The organism is Serratia proteamaculans (assembly GCF_004684015.1).
Classification (GTDB): domain Bacteria; phylum Pseudomonadota; class Gammaproteobacteria; order Enterobacterales; family Enterobacteriaceae; genus Serratia; species Serratia proteamaculans_F.
Genome location: NZ_SRIA01000013.1, coordinates 16,311 through 33,945 on the forward strand (window position 1 = coordinate 16,311; position 17,635 = coordinate 33,945).

Genomic DNA, 17,635 nt, shown 5'->3' on the forward strand with positions numbered 1-17,635 from the left:
AGGCATCGCTTATGACAGCCCAGGAGTGTGCCATGTTAACCCAGCCTTCAATCAAGTATCGTCCGTTCCCGCCGGTGGCATTGCCGGATCGTCAGTGGCCCGGCCGCACCCTGCAACAGGCTCCGCGTTGGTGCTCCAGCGATCTGCGTGACGGTAACCAGGCGCTGGCGGAGCCGATGGATAACGCCCGCAAGCGTCAGTTCTATCAACTGCTGTTGCAGTGTGGGTTTAAAGAGATTGAGGTGGCCTTTCCTTCGGCGTCACAAACCGACTTTGATTTTGTTCGCTCGTTGATTGATGAGCAGTTAATCCCCGATGACGTCAGTATTCAGGTATTGACCCAGTCGCGTGACGATCTGATCGATCGCACCTTTGAAGCATTGCAGGGGGCTCCGCGGGCAATCGTGCATTTGTATAACGCCACTGCGCCGATGTTCCGTGACATTGTCTTCAAACAGGACAAGGCGGCGACGGTTGCGCTGGCGGTTAATGGGGCGCTGCGCATCCGTCAGCGGTGCGAGCAGCAGCCGGACACCGCCTGGACTTTCGAGTACTCGCCAGAGACTTTCTGCTTTACCGAGCTGGAGTTTGCGCTGGAGATTTGCGAAGCGGTCGCCGATGTTTGGCAGCCGGGACCGGGCAGGCCAATGATTATTAACCTGCCGGCAACGGTGGAGGTCAGTACGCCCAACGTTTACGCCGATCAGATTGAATGGTTTTGCCGCCGCTTTAGCCAGCGCAATCGAGTGAGTATCAGCGTGCATCCGCATAACGATCGCGGCACCGGGGTCGCTTGTGCCGAACTGGCGATGCTGGCCGGTGCCGATCGGGTGGAAGGGTGTCTGTTTGGCAACGGTGAGCGCACCGGCAATGTCGATCTGGTGACGTTGGCGCTCAATCTGTACACCCAGGGCATAGCGCCGGGGCTGGATTTTAGCCAGTTGAAGCAGGTGGTGGAGGTGGTGGAGCAGTGCAACCAGCTGCCGGTACATCCGCGTCATCCTTATGCCGGTGAACTGGTTTTCACCGCTTTTTCCGGCTCGCATCAGGATGCGATCAAGAAGGGGTTTGCCGCCCAGCAGCAACGGCAGGACGGTTGGTGGCAGGTGCCTTATCTGCCGCTCGATCCGGCGGACGTCGGTTGCAGTTATGAAGCGGTGATCCGGGTTAACAGTCAGTCGGGCAAAAGCGGGGCGGCCTGGCTACTGGAACAGAACCATGGGTTGTCGTTACCACGTGGGCTGCAGATTGATTTCAGTAAACGGGTGCAACAAGTCACCGACGGCAGCGGCAAAGAGATGGGCACTGCCGAGCTGTGGCGGCTGTTTCGCCTCAGCTATGGTCTGGTTGAGCAGCCGCGCCTGCAACTGCTGAGCTACCAGACAGAAAGCCACAGCGCCGAGGCTTATAGCTTTAGCGCCCGGGTGTTGTTCGATGGGCAACAGCAGCGATTGCTGGGTGTAGGGAATGGGTTGTTATCCAGCGCAGTAGATGCACTGCGCCAGCGCTTTGGTCTGAACCTGGCGATAGAGGACTACCACGAGCATACGCTGGGGCATCAGAGCCACAGCCGTGCCGTTGCCTACATTCGCTGCACGCTGGCGCACGGCAAAGCGGCTTATGGCGTGGGTATCGACGTCGATTCCGCCAGCGCCTCGCTGCAAGCCCTGTTCAACGTCGCCGCAGGCTATTTGGCGAAATAGGCGCTGGGCGCAACCCCCAGCAGGCGACGGAACATGGCGCTGAAGGCACTGGGGCTGTCGTAACCCAAGTCCAGCGCCACTTCCAGCACCGAATGCCCGGCGGCCAGGGCGTTCAATGCCGCCAGCAAACGGGCGCGACGCACCCAGTCGCCAAAGCGCAACCCGGTCTCACGTTGAAAACGCCGTGACAGCGTGCGACCGCTGACGCTGATATAACCGGCTGCCTGTTCTAATTCCCAGGGATGGGCCAGCGATTGCTGAATATGCCGACACAGCGTCAGCAGGGCCTCAGTGCGCGGCTCTGGCAAATTCAGCGGCAATATCGGCAGTACGCGTAGCTCATCCAGGATTAACTCCATTATTCGCTCTTCACGTCCGCCGACGGGGTAATCCGCCGTAATATCCATCGCACAGATAATCAGTTCGCGCAGTAACGGCGAGACCTGAACCACTTCACAACATGCCGGTAGATCGGCTCGCGCCAGCGGATCGACCAACAGCGCTCTTGCCGCCACCTTGCCGGTGATGCGCAGGCTGTGTTCAACCCTTGCTGGCAGCCAGACGCCGCGGCCTGGGGGCACCACCCAGCTCCCCTGACGGGTATTGACCTGCACCACGCCGCTGAGGCTATGGATCAGTTGCGCGCAGTCATGGTGGTGAGGTGGCTCGAAGTCGCCGTGTTGATAATCTTTGGCGACCGGCACAATCGACCGGTTGGCTGGCATAGCGCCTTGGAAAAGCAGCATTTTGGGCATCCACCGTCTGCGAAAAATCATAGCGGCAGCATGCCATGCCGAACCCTTTCGTACCAGCCCGTGGCGTGAAAGGAGATTATAGTATATAAATATACAATATATAGTTTTGTATATTGTTTGGGGCGACAATGGAAATCGACAAAATGCGGCAGGCGGCGGCACAGGCCGGCATGCTGTTGCGTACGTTAGGCAATGAGGATCGCTTATTGCTGTTGTGTCAGCTCAGCCAGGGCGAGATGTCGGTGGGGGAATTGGCGCAAGCCTTGGAAATTCGTCAGCCGACACTGTCACAGCAGCTGGGCGTATTACGCCAGGAAGGGCTGGTATCCACACGGCGTGATGGCAAGCAAATTTACTACGCGGTCAGTGATGAAAAGGCACTGGCAATATTGAATACCCTGTATCAACTCTATTGCCCACAACCGGAGGAGGCATCATGACCATTGACTGGCTGCATTTTACGCCGCTGTCTGCTTTGGCAGGCGGCGGCATTATCGGTCTTGCGGTAGCGTTGCTGTTGCTGTTTAACGGCCGTATCGCCGGTATTAGCGGCATTACCGGCGGTCTGTTGACACCCCAAGGCAAAGAGAAGGCCTGGCGAGTCGCATTTCTTGTCGGGTTGTTGGCTTCGCCCTGGCTGTATCGTATTGCTGTTCCCCTGCCGGCAATGCCGGTCAGCGGCAGTAGCCTGTGGCTGATTATGGCCGGGTTATTGGTGGGGTTTGGCACCCGGTTGGGGGGCGGTTGCACCAGCGGTCATGGGGTTTGCGGTGCGGCAAGACTGGCACCGCGTTCTCTGGCGGCCACGGCGGTGTTTATGTTACTGGGCTTTGCCACAGTATGGGTCGTTCGTCACTGGCTGGGGAGCTAACCGTATGTTCAGATATCTGTTTGCTTTGCTGAGCGGTGCCATTTTTGGCCTCGGTCTGATCGTTGCAGGAATGGCCAACCCGGCCAAGGTATTGGCGTTTCTCGATATTACCGGCCACTGGGATCCCTCACTGGCACTGGTGATGGTGGGTGCTATTGCGGTGGCCGCACCGGCGTTTTACTGGGCACGCAGGCGACAGCGTAGTTTACTGGGGGAAGAGATGCAGATCCCAGCCAACCGCCGCCTCGATGGTCGTTTGCTGGTTGGCAGCGCGCTGTTTGGTATCGGTTGGGGCATGGCGGGTATTTGCCCCGGACCGGCCTGGGTACTGGCCGGGGCGGGATCGTTGGCTGGCTGGCAGTTCGTGGTGGCTATGCTGGTGGGCATGGCGCTGTATGAAATGATTATGATGCGGAGAAATAATGCCAATAGCTAATGCGGTACTGCGCATTGCGCGCCCGACCGATCGCCTGCAGGAAATTGCGGCTATGTACTGCCAGGGGTTGGGGTTTGCACGCTTGGGGGAGTTTGCAGATCACCAGGGGTTTGACGGCGTGATGGTCGGGCACCCGCAGCACGGTTATCACCTGGAATTTACCCACCATCGTGGCGTGAAAGTGGGGCAGGCACCGACGCAAGACAATTTGCTGGTGTTTTATTTGCCGGATGAACAGGAATGGCTGGTGGGATGTCAGCGCATGCTGGCCGCCGGTTTTCGGCGTGTTGCAGCCTACAACCCGTATTGGGATGCCTGCGGACAGACGTTCGAGGATTTGGACGGTTACCGGGTGGTGCTGCAACAGCGGGCGTGGGAAGCATAAAAAAAGCCAGCGCACCGGGCGCTGGCTGAAGGGTTAAGCGAAACGGTGATCAGGCGTTGGTAGCCGGTTTCTGCGCGCTTTTACCCTGAGTGTTTTCCATCATCCGGCGGATCGGGACGATCAGCAGGGTCAGTACCGCAGCACAGATCAGCAGTGCAATCGAGCAGCGTGCGAACAGGTCAGGCAGCATGTCCAGCTGGTCGGCTTTCACATGGCCACCAATCAGACCGGCCGCCAGGTTACCCAGTGCGCTGGCGCAGAACCACAGGCCCATCATCTGGCCACGCATTCTTTCCGGTGCCAGCAGGGTCATGGTTGCCAGCCCAATCGGGCTAAGGCACAGTTCACCGAGTGTCAGCATCAAAATACTGCCGACCAGCCACATTGGCGACACGCCTGCGCCACCGTTGCTCAGAACGTTCTGTGCGGCCAGCATCATCAGGCCAAAGCCCGCAGCGGCAAACAAAATACCGATAACAAACTTGGTGATGCTGCTCAGACGGATTTTATTACGTGCCAGCGCCGGCCATGCCCAGCTAAATACCGGTGCCAGCAGGATGATGAACAGGGCGTTGATGGACTGGAACCACACCGCCGGGATCTCGAAGCCGCCAATCATACGGTTGGTATAGTCGTTGGCGAACAGGTTGAACGAGGTCGGTTTCTGTTCGAAGGCTGACCAGAAGAAGGCGGCGGACACCAGCAGGATAAAGCAGACCAGCAGGCGAGCGCGTTCTTTGCGGCTCAGGCCGGCAAACACGAACAGATAAATGAAATACAGGGTGACCGAGGCGGCAATCACATAAACCAGCATGCTGGCCACGGCGACCGGGTTAATCACGATAACGCCCTGGGCAATCAGGGTGATGACCACCGCCACGCCGACCGCCAGCGCAATCAACCAGGCACCGACGCCGTTTTTCTTGGCGACCGGGCTGTTCCAGGTGGAATCCAGGCCGACTTCGCTGTCATAGCGTTTCATCGCCGGTACGGCAAAGACGCGGAAGATCACCAACGCCACCAGCATGCCGATACCACCGATGCCGAAGCCCCAGTGCCAGCCGTGGGAACGGATCAACCAGCCTGAAATCAACGGGGCGATAAACGACCCCATGTTGATGCCCATATAAAACAGCGAGAAGCCACCGTCACGGCGGTTGTCGCCTTTCTTGTACAGCGTACCGACCATCACCGAGATACAGGTTTTGAACAGGCCGGAACCCAGCACGATAAACATCAGGCCGATAAAGAACAGGTTGTTGCCCATAAAGGCAGACAGCGCGATCGACAGGTGGCCGAGAGCGATCAGAATAGAGCCGTACCAGACCGCTTTCTGCTGGCCCAGCCAGTTATCGGCCAACCAGCCGCCCGGCAGGGCCGCCAGATACATACTGCCGGCAAAGATACCGACAATCGCCGAGGCATTTTCACGTGCCAGGCCCATGCCGCCGTCGTAGACCGTAGCGGCCATAAACAGGATCAGTAATGGACGAATGCCGTAAAACGAGAACCGCTCCCACATTTCGGTAAAGAACAGGGATCCCAGCGGATAAGGATGGCCGAAGAAGGTCCGGCTTTCTTGGTTATTAACAGAGGATTTCATAACGTCTTCCCAATAAAATGCGCCGCATTTATGCAGCTTATACTGTGGTATGTATGTGTATTTAAGGAAGGTGATCCACCTGGGGCAGATTACCCGACAAAACCGTAGCCGCAGCGCCCGTTAACCGTGGAAAGCGCGTCGGCCTTTTTTCACTTGGCCAATGGTTTACATTGGGCGTGATATTATTTAACCATTTGATAACTGGATGGTGGTTTTGTCTAGTCCCTGTATCCCATTTTTTAGATGAAAAGTCGACAAACATCTCCTTTCCTGGTTTTTATGTTGGTTGCGAAGGGAATGTTATTGACAGGTGGTTTATTGCGCTAAAAGTTAATAACTTTTTTAAAATCAACTGATTGAACTAAGATTATTCTGATGGGTGGCGAGAAAGGGGGATTGTGGGGTATCAATACTAAAAGTAGGGTAAACGGGCCGTCGACTCGTTTAAGTGACGGAACTGGTGATAAATGCGGCTATTACTCTTCTTGCAGGGTGTCTTCTCTCATCCGCGCCGGTCGGCGTTGCAAACACCACCAGGAATAAACGGCGTTGAACAGCACCACCAATGCCGTGACACAAAATACCGCGCGGAAGCCGTAGCTGGCGGAGACGGCGGCCCCCATTAATGGGCCACTGACGTTGCCGATATCGCGGAAAGATTGGTTGTAACTGAAGATCCGCCCGGCGACCTGATTGGTGCAATTGTAGATGAGCAAGGTTTGTACCGCTGGTAGCAGTGCGCCATCGGCAGCGCCAAGCAGGAAGCGCAGTACGCCGAGCTGCCACGGGGTTTGCACAAAGGCCATCGGGATCAATAACAGCACCGAGACGATCAGCATAAACACCAGAATGCGCTCCGGGCCAATTTTGTCGCCCAGCTTGCCCAGCCGTGGTGCACTCATTAGCGCGGCGACGCCCGGTACTGAGGCGATCAGCCCGCTGACAAAGGCCAGATTATGGATGTTACCGGCCAAATCCCGGACGTACAGTGTCAGGATGGGGGCGATGGAGCCGGTGGCAATCTGAATAATCATCGTAGTGACAAACAGGCTGAGGATCAGTTTGGGGCTTTTCAGCGCGGCGAACACCTGGCGGGCGTGCAGCATGTCCTTTTTCTGCACCGGGGTGAACTGCTCTTTGACATACAGCAGCGTCAGAACAAAGCAGGTCAACAGGACGCCGGCGGTGATATAGAACACCGGCCGCAGACCATATTGGTCGGCCAGCAGGCCGCCAATCAACGGCCCGATCAACGCTCCGCTGACGCCACCGGTGGACAGGGTACCCAGTGCCCAACCGCTGCGATTACGCGGGACCTGCGTGGCAATCAGCGCATTGGCATTGGGGATAAAACCGCCGAGCAAACCCAGCACCGCGCGTAGCGCTAAAAACTGCCAAATATTCTGCGCCATGCCCATCAACAGCATCACTATCGACATGCCCAATGCCGATCGCAACAGCATCAACTTACGCCCACGGCGATCGGCCAACCCACCCCAGAACGGGGAGGCAATCGCAGAGAACAGGAAGGTAATACTGAAAACCAGGCCGGACCACATGTTCAGGGCCTGATGACCGGTGACGCCAAGGGTTTCTACATACAGCGGCAGGAATGGCATGATCAGACTGAAGGCGGCACCGGTGAGGAAACACCCTAGCCAGGCGACGAAGAGGTTGCGTTTCCAGTTGATGATTTCGGGTGCCGGAGCCATAAGTTCCTGTTACGTAAGGTAGAGGGCTTTGCTCACATGAGCAGTTGATCGGGCAAAGCAAAAAAAGTTAGCCTGGTAAGTATGCGCTTAATTATAGGTGGCATCAATTGATGTGGGGTGAGATATACGGGAAATGAAATAAAGTTTTAAAAATAGAATATTGGCAATATTCCGCGCTGTACGCGCGGAAAAAAGGCGAATTTAAAGCCCGGCGAGCAGTTCAAAACCACTGGCGGTGGTGGAGAGGGCGACATCGGTAATTTCATAGTGGGCTACGGCGTTGAAAGGATCTTGCCCGACAATGATATCCAGCTGCGCACGCTCGATACCTTTTACCAGGATCACACCACCGGTACGCGGGTTCTTACGGCCGGAGGCGATGAAGGTACCGTTCTGGAAATATTTTTTCAGCCAGGCGATGTGCCCTTCAAGGTGGTTGTCGACTTCTTCTATTGGACGGTGGTAGGTCAGGTTAACGATGTACATGGCGACTCCAGAATTAACGACGAGGGCTTTACCATCCCACCGTTACTACTGATTCTCAAGATCTGCGGAAGAAAAAACCCGCCGGTGGCGGGTTTGCGGTCAATACAGTGAAGGTTCGCCTTCCGGGCGGGTTTTGAAGCGGCGGTGCAGCCACATGTACTGGTCCGGCGCCATCAGGATTTCCTTCTCCACCACTTTATTCATAAAGACGGCGGCCTCGAGCTCATTATCCAGCGGGAAGTTTTCCACCGCCGGCTGCATAATCAGCTCATACCCTTTGGCATCCGGCAGGCGGCGCGGGGTAAAGGGAATAATGGCTGGCTTGCCCATTCTGACCAATATGTAGCTGCCGGTGGTGGTGGCAGCTTTCTCTACGGCGAACAGCGGGGCGAACACGCTGCTACGTGGGCCATAGTCATGGTCCGGGGCATACCAGATGATGTCCCCCTGCTTCAGGGCGCGGATCATGCCTTTTACGTCCTTACGGTCCAGCATCGACTTGTTGGAACGCATGCGGCCCCAGGTTTGCAGCCAGTCCATCAGCTTGTTGTCGTGCGGTCGGTAAACGCCGATGCCCGGATTATGAATGCCAAAGATACGGGCACCCAGTTCCAGCGTCAGGAAGTGCAGACCGATCAGCAACACCCCCTGATGGTTGTCTCGCGCCTTCTGAATATGTTCCAGCCCGCTAACCTGGAACCAGCGTTCGATACGCCAGTTTGGCCAAAACCATGCCATACCGGTTTCAAACAGCCCCATACCGACGGATTCAAAATTTTGCACCACCAACGCATCGCGTTCGGCTTGCGGCATGTCCGGGAAGCACAGCACCAGATTACGTTGGGCTATTGCCACGCGGCGCTTGAGAAAGCGCATGGAAAAACGACCCAGCGAGGTGCCGAGGCGATAAATAATCGGATAAGGCAGCAAGACCAACAGGTAAAGCAAACCGATGCCGATCCAGGTGAGCCAGTAACGCGGATGCAGTAAAGAGCGATTAAAAGAAGGAACTTGAGTCATGTGTTCTCAGCTTAGAAGCAGTCATTTAATAATAATAACAGAGTTCCCGAATGGTCTCTCCTGTGGAGAAATTTTGACCAAACGTTTATTTTCTGCCGTTTATACCCGACTATTGTGGCATTTTTATCGCGCAACGTGAAAAGGCACCGCATTAAAACATCATTTTTAATGATTAACGGATATAACGAACCGCAAAACCAGGGTAAATGGCTCTAAAGGATAAAGTGATAGCCGAGTGATACGTATAATGGCACCGCGATCATTTAGGGGGAATTTATGTTGGCAACCTGGTTAAGTGCGGGATTGCTGGTCAGTGGAGCATTGCTGGGCAGCCTGGGGGCGCATCTGCAGTTTAATCCGTTGCTGGCGGTGGCGGGTATCGCCCTGGCAGCGGGAACAGTGATTTCCGGTTTTACCGAATGCCGGGGCGGGCGCTGAGTCCGCCCCGGATTGCTTAGCCGTTTTTAAACAAGCCTTTCAATACGTGCGGTTCAGAGCGCCAATATTGCGGCGGTGCGCTGACCTTCTCACCCAGTTTTGCGGCGGCATGCCATGGCCAGCGAGGGTTGTAAAGGATGCCGCGTGCCAGCGCCACCATATCTGCCTGTCCGGTGGCGACAATGGCTTCCGCCTGTTCCGGCTCGGTGATTAAGCCCACGGCAATAGTCGGTAATCCGCTTTCCCGCTTGATGGTTTCGGCAAAGGGAACCTGATAATTTGGCCCAACCGGGATCTTCTGCAACGGTGAAAGGCCGCCGCTGGAAACGTGAATATAGTCGCAGCCCAGTTCCTTCAAGGTTTTTGCCAGTGTGACCGACTGCTGTTCATCCCAACCCCCTTCGACCCAGTCACTGGCGGAAATACGCACGCCGAGCGCCTTGTGTGCCGGGAACACGGCACGGACTTCAGTGAAAATTTCCAGCAGCAGGCGCATGCGGTTTTGCAAAGAACCGCCGTATTGGTCGTTGCGCTGATTGGCCAAGGGTGAAAGGAACTGGTGCAACAGATAGCCGTGTGCGCCATGCAGCTCAATCAATTCAAAACCCAGCCGATCGGCACGTTTTGCCGCATCAACAAACTGTGCTTTCAGTTGTTCAATCTGTTCCAGGCTCATGGCTGTCGGCGATTCGTCCTGCGGGGCGAAGGGCAAGGTGGAAGCGGAGAGCGTCTGCCAGCCCCCGCTGGTGGCTTTAAGTTGGCCACCGCCTGCCCAGGGCACTGCGCAGGAGGCTTTGCGCCCGGCATGAGCCAACTGGATGCCCAGTGGCATGGTGGCGTGTTTTTTGACCGCCTGCACGACCTCGGCCAGCGCCTGTTCGGTAGCGTCATCCCACAGGCCGAGATCGCTCGGCGTAATGCGCCCTTCGGGGGCGACCGAGGTGGCCTCGACGATCAGCAGGCCGGCACCGGACAGCGACAGGTGCCCGAGATGCAGGGTATGCCATTCGGTGGCTTTGCCGTGGTCGGCGGAATATTGGCACATCGGTGCAATAATAATACGGTTGGGTAAACTCAGTTTTCCCAGCGCAATCGGGGTAAACAGCTGACTCATAACGTTCTCCAGATCCGTGGTAAATCGGGGGTAAACTCCCCTCAGGAATATCGGGATTTGTGAGCAGCGTCAAGTTGCCAGCGCTTCACATCATCGGGTATTATGTGCGCCGCGCGTGGGCCGGTGGCCGGCACGCACTCAAATCAGTCACCTCCCGAAAGACAGGAAAGTACACCATGCCAGTGTTACATAACCGAATTTCTAATGAGGAACTGAAGGCGCGCATGCTGGCCGAAACCGAGCCGCGCACCACAGTTTCTTTTTATAAATACTTCACCATCGACGATCCCAAAGCGTTTCGTGACAGCCTGTACGTTCAGTTCGACAAGCTGAAGGTGTTTGGCCGCATTTATGTGGCGAAAGAGGGTATCAACGCACAAATCAGCGTGCCGCAGAATAAATTTGAGGCGTTCAAAGCCGCACTGTTTGCTTCGCATCCGGCGCTGGATCAGGTACGTCTGAATATCGCCCTCGAAGATGATGGAAAATCCTTCTGGGTTCTGCGCCTGAAAGTGCGCGAACGTATCGTTGCCGACGGGCTCGATGACGAAAGCTTCAACCCGGCGAACGTTGGTGAGTATCTGCAGGCCGATCGCGTTAATCAGATGATTGACGATCCGGATACGCTGTTTGTCGATATGCGTAACCATTACGAATATGAAGTCGGCCATTTTGAAAATGCTATCGAAGTGCCGTCAGACACTTTCCGTGATCAACTGCCCATGGCGGTTGAAATGTTGCAGGACAATAAAGACAAAAATATCGTCATGTACTGCACCGGCGGTATCCGCTGTGAAAAAGCCAGCGCCTACATGTTGCATAACGGCTTCAAGAACGTCTATCACGTGGAAGGCGGTATTATCGAATATACGCGTAAGGCTAAAGAGCAGGGATTGCCGTTGAAGTTTATCGGCAAAAACTTTGTGTTTGACGAGCGTATGGGCGAGCGAATTTCTGACGATGTCATTGCCAATTGCCACCAGTGCGGTGCACCCTGCGATACTCACACCAACTGCCTGAATGACGGCTGCCACCTGCTGTTTATTCAGTGTCCGAGCTGCGCAGCCAAATTTGAAGGTTGCTGCAGCGAGATCTGCCGCGAAGAGTTGAAGTTGCCACGTGAAGAACAGCGTGCGCGCCGAGCCGGCCGCGAAAATGGCGTCAAGATTTTCAATAAGTCGAAAGGATTATTGCAGACCACGATGCACATTCCGGCACCGGAAGAAGAATAGTCTGCCGTAAACCGAACGTCGCTCAACGTTCAACAACTGCGGCTGACCAGCGTTTAAGCTGATGAAGTTCGCGTAACAGGGTGCTACGCAATGGCGGAGCGGCATGCGGATGCTGCTCCAACATTTCGCACTGTAGGGTCGCCTGATGCAGGCCCAGACTGGCGCAGCTGCTTTTTAACCGATGCGCCAATCGCTTCACTGACTGGGCATCGCCACAGCCGATCTTTTCATCGATGCTGTCCAACAGCGGTATCGAATGTGTCTCAAACAGCGCAATCCATTCACCAATTTTTGCGCTGCCGAGTGCTAAAAGGTCTTGTTGTAACGGGTTACCTGTCTTCTGTCGTACATTATCCGTCATTGTCAGATAGTGACGGATGAGCCGGGCTAACTCAGCGCGTGGAGAGGGTTTGTCAATAATGCCACGCAGCCATGTCATCGCGTGGCGGTACAGGTCATCGTCCATAACCTGTGCGCTAAAACCAATCAGCACCAACGCCGGATGCCGGGCATTCAACTGCTGGGCGAGCGTGATGCCATCCATATCGGGCAAATTCAAATCCAGTAGCGCACAATGGTAATGGCTATCTTGCTGTAACAGCGCCAGGGCCGCGCTACCATTGGCCGTCACGTCACATTGCGCGCCGCAAAAATGCAGCATCTCCCGGGTAATATGTTGTGTGGTTGGGTTATCTTCCACCACCAGGATGCGTATGCCATCCAGACGTGTTTCGCTCTTGTCGCGATTACTGGGTGTGAGAATCGCCGGTCGCAGAGGTAATCGCAGCGAGAAGCAACTCCCCTGTGCCACGGTACTTTGCACCGTCAGCGTGCCCGCCATCGCATGTGCCAGTTCGCGACTGATCGCCAGACCCAGCCCGGTTCCCCCCCGTTTATTGGTGAGTTGTACAAAAGGGTGAAAGATCTTCACTAATTGGTCGGCGGCAATACCCTCGCCGCTGTCTGACACATCAATTTGCCAACTGTCGTCCTGCACGAAGATCCTCAGTTTGATACCGCCCTGCGAGGTAAAACGTAGGGCATTACCTAATAAATTGCTGATGACTTGGCGGATCCTTTTGGCGTCGCCATACACCCCCGTGGGCACGTTGGCAGCAAAGTCCAGCGTCAACGTGAGATGCTGTTGTTCAAAGCGTGCGTGCATCAGTTTGACGATGCTGTTTATCAAATCTCGGGGATTGAAAGGATCATCGTTGATGACCAGGCTGTGCTTGCCCGCCTCGATGGCAGAGTAATCCAGAATATCGTTCAAAATCGTCAACAGGCTCTCACCGCAGTCATGCATGGCTTTCACATAGTTGAGCACCTGGTTTGACAGCGGTTGATCCAGCAACAGTTGCGTGATGCCCAAAATACCGTGCAGGGGCGTGCGGATTTCATGGCTCATGGCGGCCAGAAAGGCCGATTTGGCTCTGTTGGCCTGTTCTGCTTCGTCCCGGGCCTGGTTATGCCGCTTGACCAGGGATTCGAGTTCGGCAGTGCGCTGCGCCACCTGATTTTGCAGGTGCCGTTGCTGGTGTTGCAGCTGCAGGGTGTTGGTCCGGAAAGCTTCCATCATTCGGCCGATGGTATTGAGTTCGTCGGCATGGGAGGCGTTAGGAAACGGCGAGTTGAGATCCCCCTGGAGCAGGCGTTTGAGCGCTGCAGTTTGCCGTGCCAGCGGCAGAGTGACTGAGCGCCAGACCACGCGCCAAAGGATCAACAAAAGCAGCAGTAAGGTCAATATACTCAGCGCGATCAACCAATACTGTCCGTATTTGCGGGTTTGCGCCAACTGCGCCAATGCCTGGATATTGTGTTGTTCTATCGTATCGACCTGACGGTTGATCTCGCGACTGAATTGCGTATAAGTTTGCACGTTATCGCGTGATTGCTGCTGTAATCGCTGATGAATATCAAACAGTTGCTGGTAAAGCGCCATCAACTGAGGATAGTGTTCAACGACGGCCAATCGGGTGCCAATTTCTTGCCTGACCTGTGGATCCTCAACCCGCTGTTGTCGCCGCCGCAATATACGGACATGCTCCTCGATGGCAGTGGTGAGTGCGGGGGATACGGGGTGCAAGCTTTGCTTGCTCAGTTGAGCCAACAACTGGTTTACCCGTGTGGCGCTCAAGCGCAGTTCACTCATTCGGTTCTGGTATTCCCAATCGATATCAATCAGACGATCCAGCGCTTGTTTTGCCTGCCCGAGTTGATGCCGCTCGATTAAATCGTACAGCCCGACTTGTGTAGCGCCAGCGGCTGTTGTGGCGATATTCTGCTGGCCTTTCGCCAGCGCCGCAACGTCAATGTTGGCCGTCATGATCCTGGTGAGCAACTGCTGTTGTTGCTCCGTCAGGTTTAATTTACGTATCACCAGTGCTTCCTGCGCCAGCAAACTATGCGCGATCTGTGCTTCCTGCTGTTCAATGCTCGCGGTATCAAAACCTTGTTGCTGCAGGGCTCGGAGTAATCTTCTGATGCGTAAGCTTTGCGTCGCCAGTATTTTGCTCTGGGCTTCCCGTTCGATGTGGTTTTCTACGGCAGTTAAATTTTGAGCCGACAGCAATTCACTGGCACTGGCTTCACTCAATTCGCGGGCAATATTCATGGTGGGAATCAATGAGTGAGTGCTGCGTTGTTCTATGTCGCCGAGAATACGCAACCCAAACCAACCCACCAGGGAGCATAATAGCGTCAGCAGGCTCATCAGCATAAATGCCAGCCAAAGTCGCCGTGTCAGAGATGGTAGTGTCATGGGGTATCCCGTATTGAAAAAGGTTGTTTTCCCTGGCCGGAAGTCGCTAGCATAACCCATGTCAAAAGTGAGGTTATCATGCGCATTTTTCTTTTGTTATTACCGCTCGGGGTACTCTTTTCCGCGTTGCAGTCACTGGCGGAGACACCGCCGTTAATTCGCTGGTCCAATAATATGGTTCATCAGCCACTGCCCCCGCTAACGCCAGTAAAGGCCACGCGTGAATGGAAACTGTGCGCACTTTACCCCAATCTTAAAGATGCTTATTGGCTCTCGATCAATTATGGAATGGTAAAACAGGCGCGGGTTTCCGGGGTTGCGCTAAAAATTTTTGAGGCCGGTGGTTACCAGCAGTTGGCGATGCAGCGTGAACAACTGTCTCATTGCCGCCGCTGGGGAGCGGACGCTATTTTGCTGAGCAGCAGTGTTTCGCAATTTCCGGCTCTGGCTGAAAGCCTGGGAGAAACACCGGTTATTGAGGTCGTCAATGCCGTGCATGATGGGGGGAATCGCACTCGTGTAGGCGTAGCCTGGTATCAGATGGGCTACATTCCAGGGCATTATCTGGCGACGCACCAGAAACAGAAAACGCTCAATGTTTTGCTGATGCCGGGGCCGAAAGAGGCGGGAGGAAGCCAGGCGATGGAACAAGGATTCCGTCAGGCGATCATTAACAGCAATATTCATATCGTTGACGTGGCCTACGGCGACAACGATCTTGAGGTCCAACGCAATCAATTACAGAGTATGCTGGAGAAACACCCGCAGATTAATGTGGTTGCCGGCACCGCCATCGCGGCGGAGGTCGCCATGGGGGAGGCTCGAAATCGGCAACATCCCTTGGGGGTTGTCTCGTTTTACCTGTCACACCAGGTTTATCGCGGGTTAAAGCGTAACCGTATCATTATGGCTGTCAGCGACCAGATGGTCTTGCAGGGCGAACTGGCTGTCAGCCAGGCGATCCGCATTTTGCAGCACCAACCGGTGGTCGATAACCTTAGCCCCCGTATTCTGCTACTGACGCCGGAAAACGTGAGCCGGCAAAAGGTCGCCTCATCGTTGTCACCGTTGGGATTCCGGCCGGTGTATGCATTTCAGCGAACTTCGGCAGCCAATAGATAACCTTCGCCATGCAAGGTAATAAACAAGTCCGTCCGTAATTTATTACGCAGGCGACGGATCAACACGTCAACGGTGCGCAGGTCGGGTTGAGCCACCCGATGCGAAGAAAGAGAGCGCAACAAACGTTCGCGGCTGAGGACCACCCCGGGATTGGTGGCAAAGGCCAGCAGCAGGTCATATTCCGCGCGCGTTAACTTAATTTGCTCATCTTCCAGCTGCAGTGTATGCCGTGAGACATCAAGCTGATAACCGGCAAACAGATAACAGTTTTCATTGGGGGTTGGTTCAGTGTCACTGACGACGACATGCATGCGCCATAGCAGGTTCTTTACCCGGACCAGTAGCTCACGCATCTCCAGCGGTTTGGTGACGTAGTCATCGGCGCCCATCTCCAGTCCGACGATACGGTCGATTTGATCGCAACGGCCGGTCACCAGAATAATCCCTACGTTTGAGCGTTCCCGCAGTGCGCGGGTCAACAACAAGCCGTTTTCACCGGGCAGGTTAATGTCCAGCAGGATCAGATCAACAGGTTGCGACGACATGATTTCCCGCAACCCGGCACCGTCGCTGGTGGTGGAAACCTGATATCCCTCGTGGAGGAAGTAATCGCGCATACGCGCCTGAGTGACCGGATCATCTTCAACAATGACCAGATGAAAAACCGACGTATCGGGTTGTTCTTTTCTTTCATATGTTTTCATATTTGTTGGTGTTCTTTCAATTATGTTCATGTTTCTAGTTATTTTTTTAATATTTCACGCTGACCCTGTTCATATCTTTTCCCTATCATACTCAGGGGTATCCATAATAATCAAAGGGCTATTTTATGGGAAGGATATGGCGAAAACTAAGTCGGCCAAGTGCCAAATGGTCCATTTTGGCGCTGCTGGCGATAGGCTGCGTCGTCGGGGGAGCGTTAGTTGTCTTGCCGCACGCGGGAATAAAGTTAACCAGTACTACCGCATTTTGCGTGAGTTGCCACGCGATGCAACCGGTCTATCAGGAATATCAACAATCCGTACATTTCAAAAATGCCTCCGGGGTGCGGGCTGAATGCCGTGACTGCCATATTCCAACCGAAATCCCCGCCATGCTTTGGCGAAAACTGGAAGCGGCAAACGATCTCTATCAGAACTTCATCGCACACTCCATTGATACGCCAGAAAAATTTGAAGCCAAACGCGCAGTCTTGGCAGAGCGTGAGTGGAAACGGATGAAAGCCAATAACTCCGCCACTTGCCGTTCCTGCCACAACTATGACGCGATGGACCATGCCAAACAACACCCGGAAGCGGCGAAACAAATGAGCATTGCCGCCAAAGATAATCAGTCCTGTATCGATTGCCACAAGGGTATTGCGCACGAGTTACCTGACATGAGCAGTGGTTTCCGGCAACAGTTTGTCGAACTGCGCAAAATGGCTGCCAGCCATAACGATGGCGATGTTTTGTACACCCTGGACATGAAACCGATTTATGCCGAAAAAGGCGCCAAAGATCCATCGGGTTCATTGCTGCCGGCTTCAGAGGTGGCGGTGATGAAACGTGAGGGTGACTGGTTGCAGGTGCAGATTACCGGCTGGGCGGAAACCGCAGGGCGCCAGCGTGTCCTTTCTCAGTTCCCGGGTAAGCGTATTTTTGTTTCGTCAATACGCGATGAGGTGCAAACGCAGGCGAAAACGTTGGAAAAAACCGTCGTGGCGGCAACCGGAGCGGAATGGAGCAAGTTGCAGACATCGGCATGGGTGCAGCAGGGCGATTTGGTCAATGACGTAAAACCTATCTGGGCGTATGCCGAGGCGATGTATTCCTCAAGTTGCAATCAGTGCCACGGCGCACCGGATAAAGCGCATTTTGACGCCAATGGTTGGATAGGCACGCTCAACGGTATGCTCGGTTTTACCAGTCTGGATAAACGCGAAGAGCGCACCCTGCTGAAATATCTACAAATGAATGCCTCTGATACCGGTGGCTCAGGGCAGGATCATTAAGGGA

General features: G+C 54.8%; 17 protein-coding genes. 9 read left to right on the forward strand and 8 right to left on the reverse strand.

The features are described from left to right. The first annotated feature begins 32 nt into the window (after positions 1 to 32). Positions 33 to 1,703, forward strand: coding sequence for a 2-isopropylmalate synthase (leuA, locus tag E5C26_RS09380; RefSeq protein ID WP_135316054.1), 1,671 nt, complete (start codon positions 33 to 35; stop codon positions 1,701 to 1,703). Here leuA and E5C26_RS09385 read toward each other — a convergent pair. Next, a complete protein-coding gene (locus E5C26_RS09385) occupies positions 1,688 to 2,449 on the reverse strand; it encodes an AraC family transcriptional regulator (protein WP_135316055.1) in 762 nt (253 codons plus the stop codon). The genes leuA and E5C26_RS09385 overlap by 16 nt on opposite strands. A gap of 137 nt (positions 2,450 to 2,586) precedes the next feature. Here E5C26_RS09385 and E5C26_RS09390 point away from each other — a divergent pair, with 137 nt between their 5' ends. Genes E5C26_RS09390 through E5C26_RS09405 form a run of 4 tightly spaced genes read left to right on the forward strand, consistent with a single transcriptional unit; the run spans position 2,587 to position 4,150 of the window. Further along, a complete protein-coding gene (locus tag E5C26_RS09390) occupies positions 2,587 to 2,898 on the forward strand; it encodes an ArsR/SmtB family transcription factor (protein WP_135316056.1) in 312 nt (103 codons plus the stop codon). Next, complete coding sequence (locus tag E5C26_RS09395; RefSeq protein ID WP_135316057.1) at positions 2,895 to 3,329, forward strand: YeeE/YedE family protein; 435 nt, start codon at positions 2,895 to 2,897, stop codon at positions 3,327 to 3,329. The genes E5C26_RS09390 and E5C26_RS09395 overlap by 4 nt, the downstream gene beginning before the upstream one ends. 4 nt (positions 3,330 to 3,333) lie before the next feature. Beyond that, positions 3,334 to 3,765, forward strand: coding sequence for a YeeE/YedE family protein (locus E5C26_RS09400; protein ID WP_135316058.1), 432 nt, complete (start codon positions 3,334 to 3,336; stop codon positions 3,763 to 3,765). Then, on the forward strand, positions 3,752 to 4,150 hold the full coding sequence (locus E5C26_RS09405) for a VOC family protein (protein WP_135316059.1): 399 nt from the start codon (positions 3,752 to 3,754) through the stop codon (positions 4,148 to 4,150). The genes E5C26_RS09400 and E5C26_RS09405 overlap by 14 nt, the downstream gene beginning before the upstream one ends. 49 nt (positions 4,151 to 4,199) lie before the next feature. On the opposite strand, the gene E5C26_RS09410 is transcribed toward E5C26_RS09405, so the two are convergent. From E5C26_RS09410 to E5C26_RS09425, 4 genes are all read right to left on the reverse strand, one after another. Beyond that, positions 4,200 to 5,753, reverse strand: a complete 1,554-nt coding sequence (locus E5C26_RS09410; RefSeq protein ID WP_135316060.1) for a peptide MFS transporter — start codon at positions 5,751 to 5,753, stop codon at positions 4,200 to 4,202. A 476-nt stretch (positions 5,754 to 6,229) separates the two neighbouring features. Beyond that, complete coding sequence (gene mdtG, locus E5C26_RS09415) at positions 6,230 to 7,465, reverse strand: multidrug efflux MFS transporter MdtG (protein WP_135316061.1); 1,236 nt, start codon at positions 7,463 to 7,465, stop codon at positions 6,230 to 6,232. Positions 7,466 to 7,666: 201 nt separating this feature from the next. Beyond that, positions 7,667 to 7,951: a YciI family protein gene (locus tag E5C26_RS09420; RefSeq protein ID WP_135316062.1), complete on the reverse strand. Its 285-nt coding sequence runs from the start codon at positions 7,949 to 7,951 to the stop codon at positions 7,667 to 7,669. Between the two features lie 99 nt (positions 7,952 to 8,050). After that, positions 8,051 to 8,971 (reverse strand): Kdo(2)-lipid IV(A) acyltransferase, encoded by a 921-nt coding sequence (locus E5C26_RS09425; RefSeq protein WP_135316063.1) that lies wholly within the window; start codon positions 8,969 to 8,971, stop codon positions 8,051 to 8,053. A 276-nt stretch (positions 8,972 to 9,247) separates the two neighbouring features. Between E5C26_RS09425 and E5C26_RS09430 the strand changes: the two genes are divergently transcribed. Next, on the forward strand, positions 9,248 to 9,409 hold the full coding sequence (locus tag E5C26_RS09430) for a histidine kinase (RefSeq protein WP_135316064.1): 162 nt from the start codon (positions 9,248 to 9,250) through the stop codon (positions 9,407 to 9,409). Between the two features lie 16 nt (positions 9,410 to 9,425). On the opposite strand, the gene E5C26_RS09435 is transcribed toward E5C26_RS09430, so the two are convergent. After that, complete coding sequence (locus E5C26_RS09435; protein WP_135316065.1) at positions 9,426 to 10,523, reverse strand: NADH:flavin oxidoreductase/NADH oxidase; 1,098 nt, start codon at positions 10,521 to 10,523, stop codon at positions 9,426 to 9,428. A gap of 176 nt (positions 10,524 to 10,699) precedes the next feature. Between E5C26_RS09435 and trhO the strand changes: the two genes are divergently transcribed. Then, entirely contained in the window at positions 10,700 to 11,755 is a 1,056-nt protein-coding gene (trhO, locus tag E5C26_RS09440; protein ID WP_135316066.1) for an oxygen-dependent tRNA uridine(34) hydroxylase TrhO, read from the forward strand. Between the two features lie 22 nt (positions 11,756 to 11,777). On the opposite strand, the gene torS is transcribed toward trhO, so the two are convergent. After that, positions 11,778 to 14,516, reverse strand: coding sequence for a TMAO reductase system sensor histidine kinase/response regulator TorS (gene torS / locus E5C26_RS09445; RefSeq protein WP_135316067.1), 2,739 nt, complete (start codon positions 14,514 to 14,516; stop codon positions 11,778 to 11,780). A 78-nt stretch (positions 14,517 to 14,594) separates the two neighbouring features. Here torS and torT point away from each other — a divergent pair, with 78 nt between their 5' ends. Further along, the gene (gene torT, locus E5C26_RS09450) at positions 14,595 to 15,638 is read left to right on the forward strand and encodes a TMAO reductase system periplasmic protein TorT (protein WP_135316068.1); all 1,044 of its coding nucleotides are present in this window, start codon (positions 14,595 to 14,597) and stop codon (positions 15,636 to 15,638) included. Here torT and torR read toward each other — a convergent pair. After that, a complete protein-coding gene (gene torR, locus E5C26_RS09455) occupies positions 15,611 to 16,342 on the reverse strand; it encodes a two-component system response regulator TorR (RefSeq protein ID WP_135316069.1) in 732 nt (243 codons plus the stop codon). The genes torT and torR overlap by 28 nt on opposite strands. A gap of 125 nt (positions 16,343 to 16,467) precedes the next feature. Between torR and torC the strand changes: the two genes are divergently transcribed. Next, positions 16,468 to 17,631: a pentaheme c-type cytochrome TorC gene (gene torC / locus E5C26_RS09460; protein WP_135316070.1), complete on the forward strand. Its 1,164-nt coding sequence runs from the start codon at positions 16,468 to 16,470 to the stop codon at positions 17,629 to 17,631. Positions 17,632 to 17,635 lie beyond the last annotated feature (4 nt).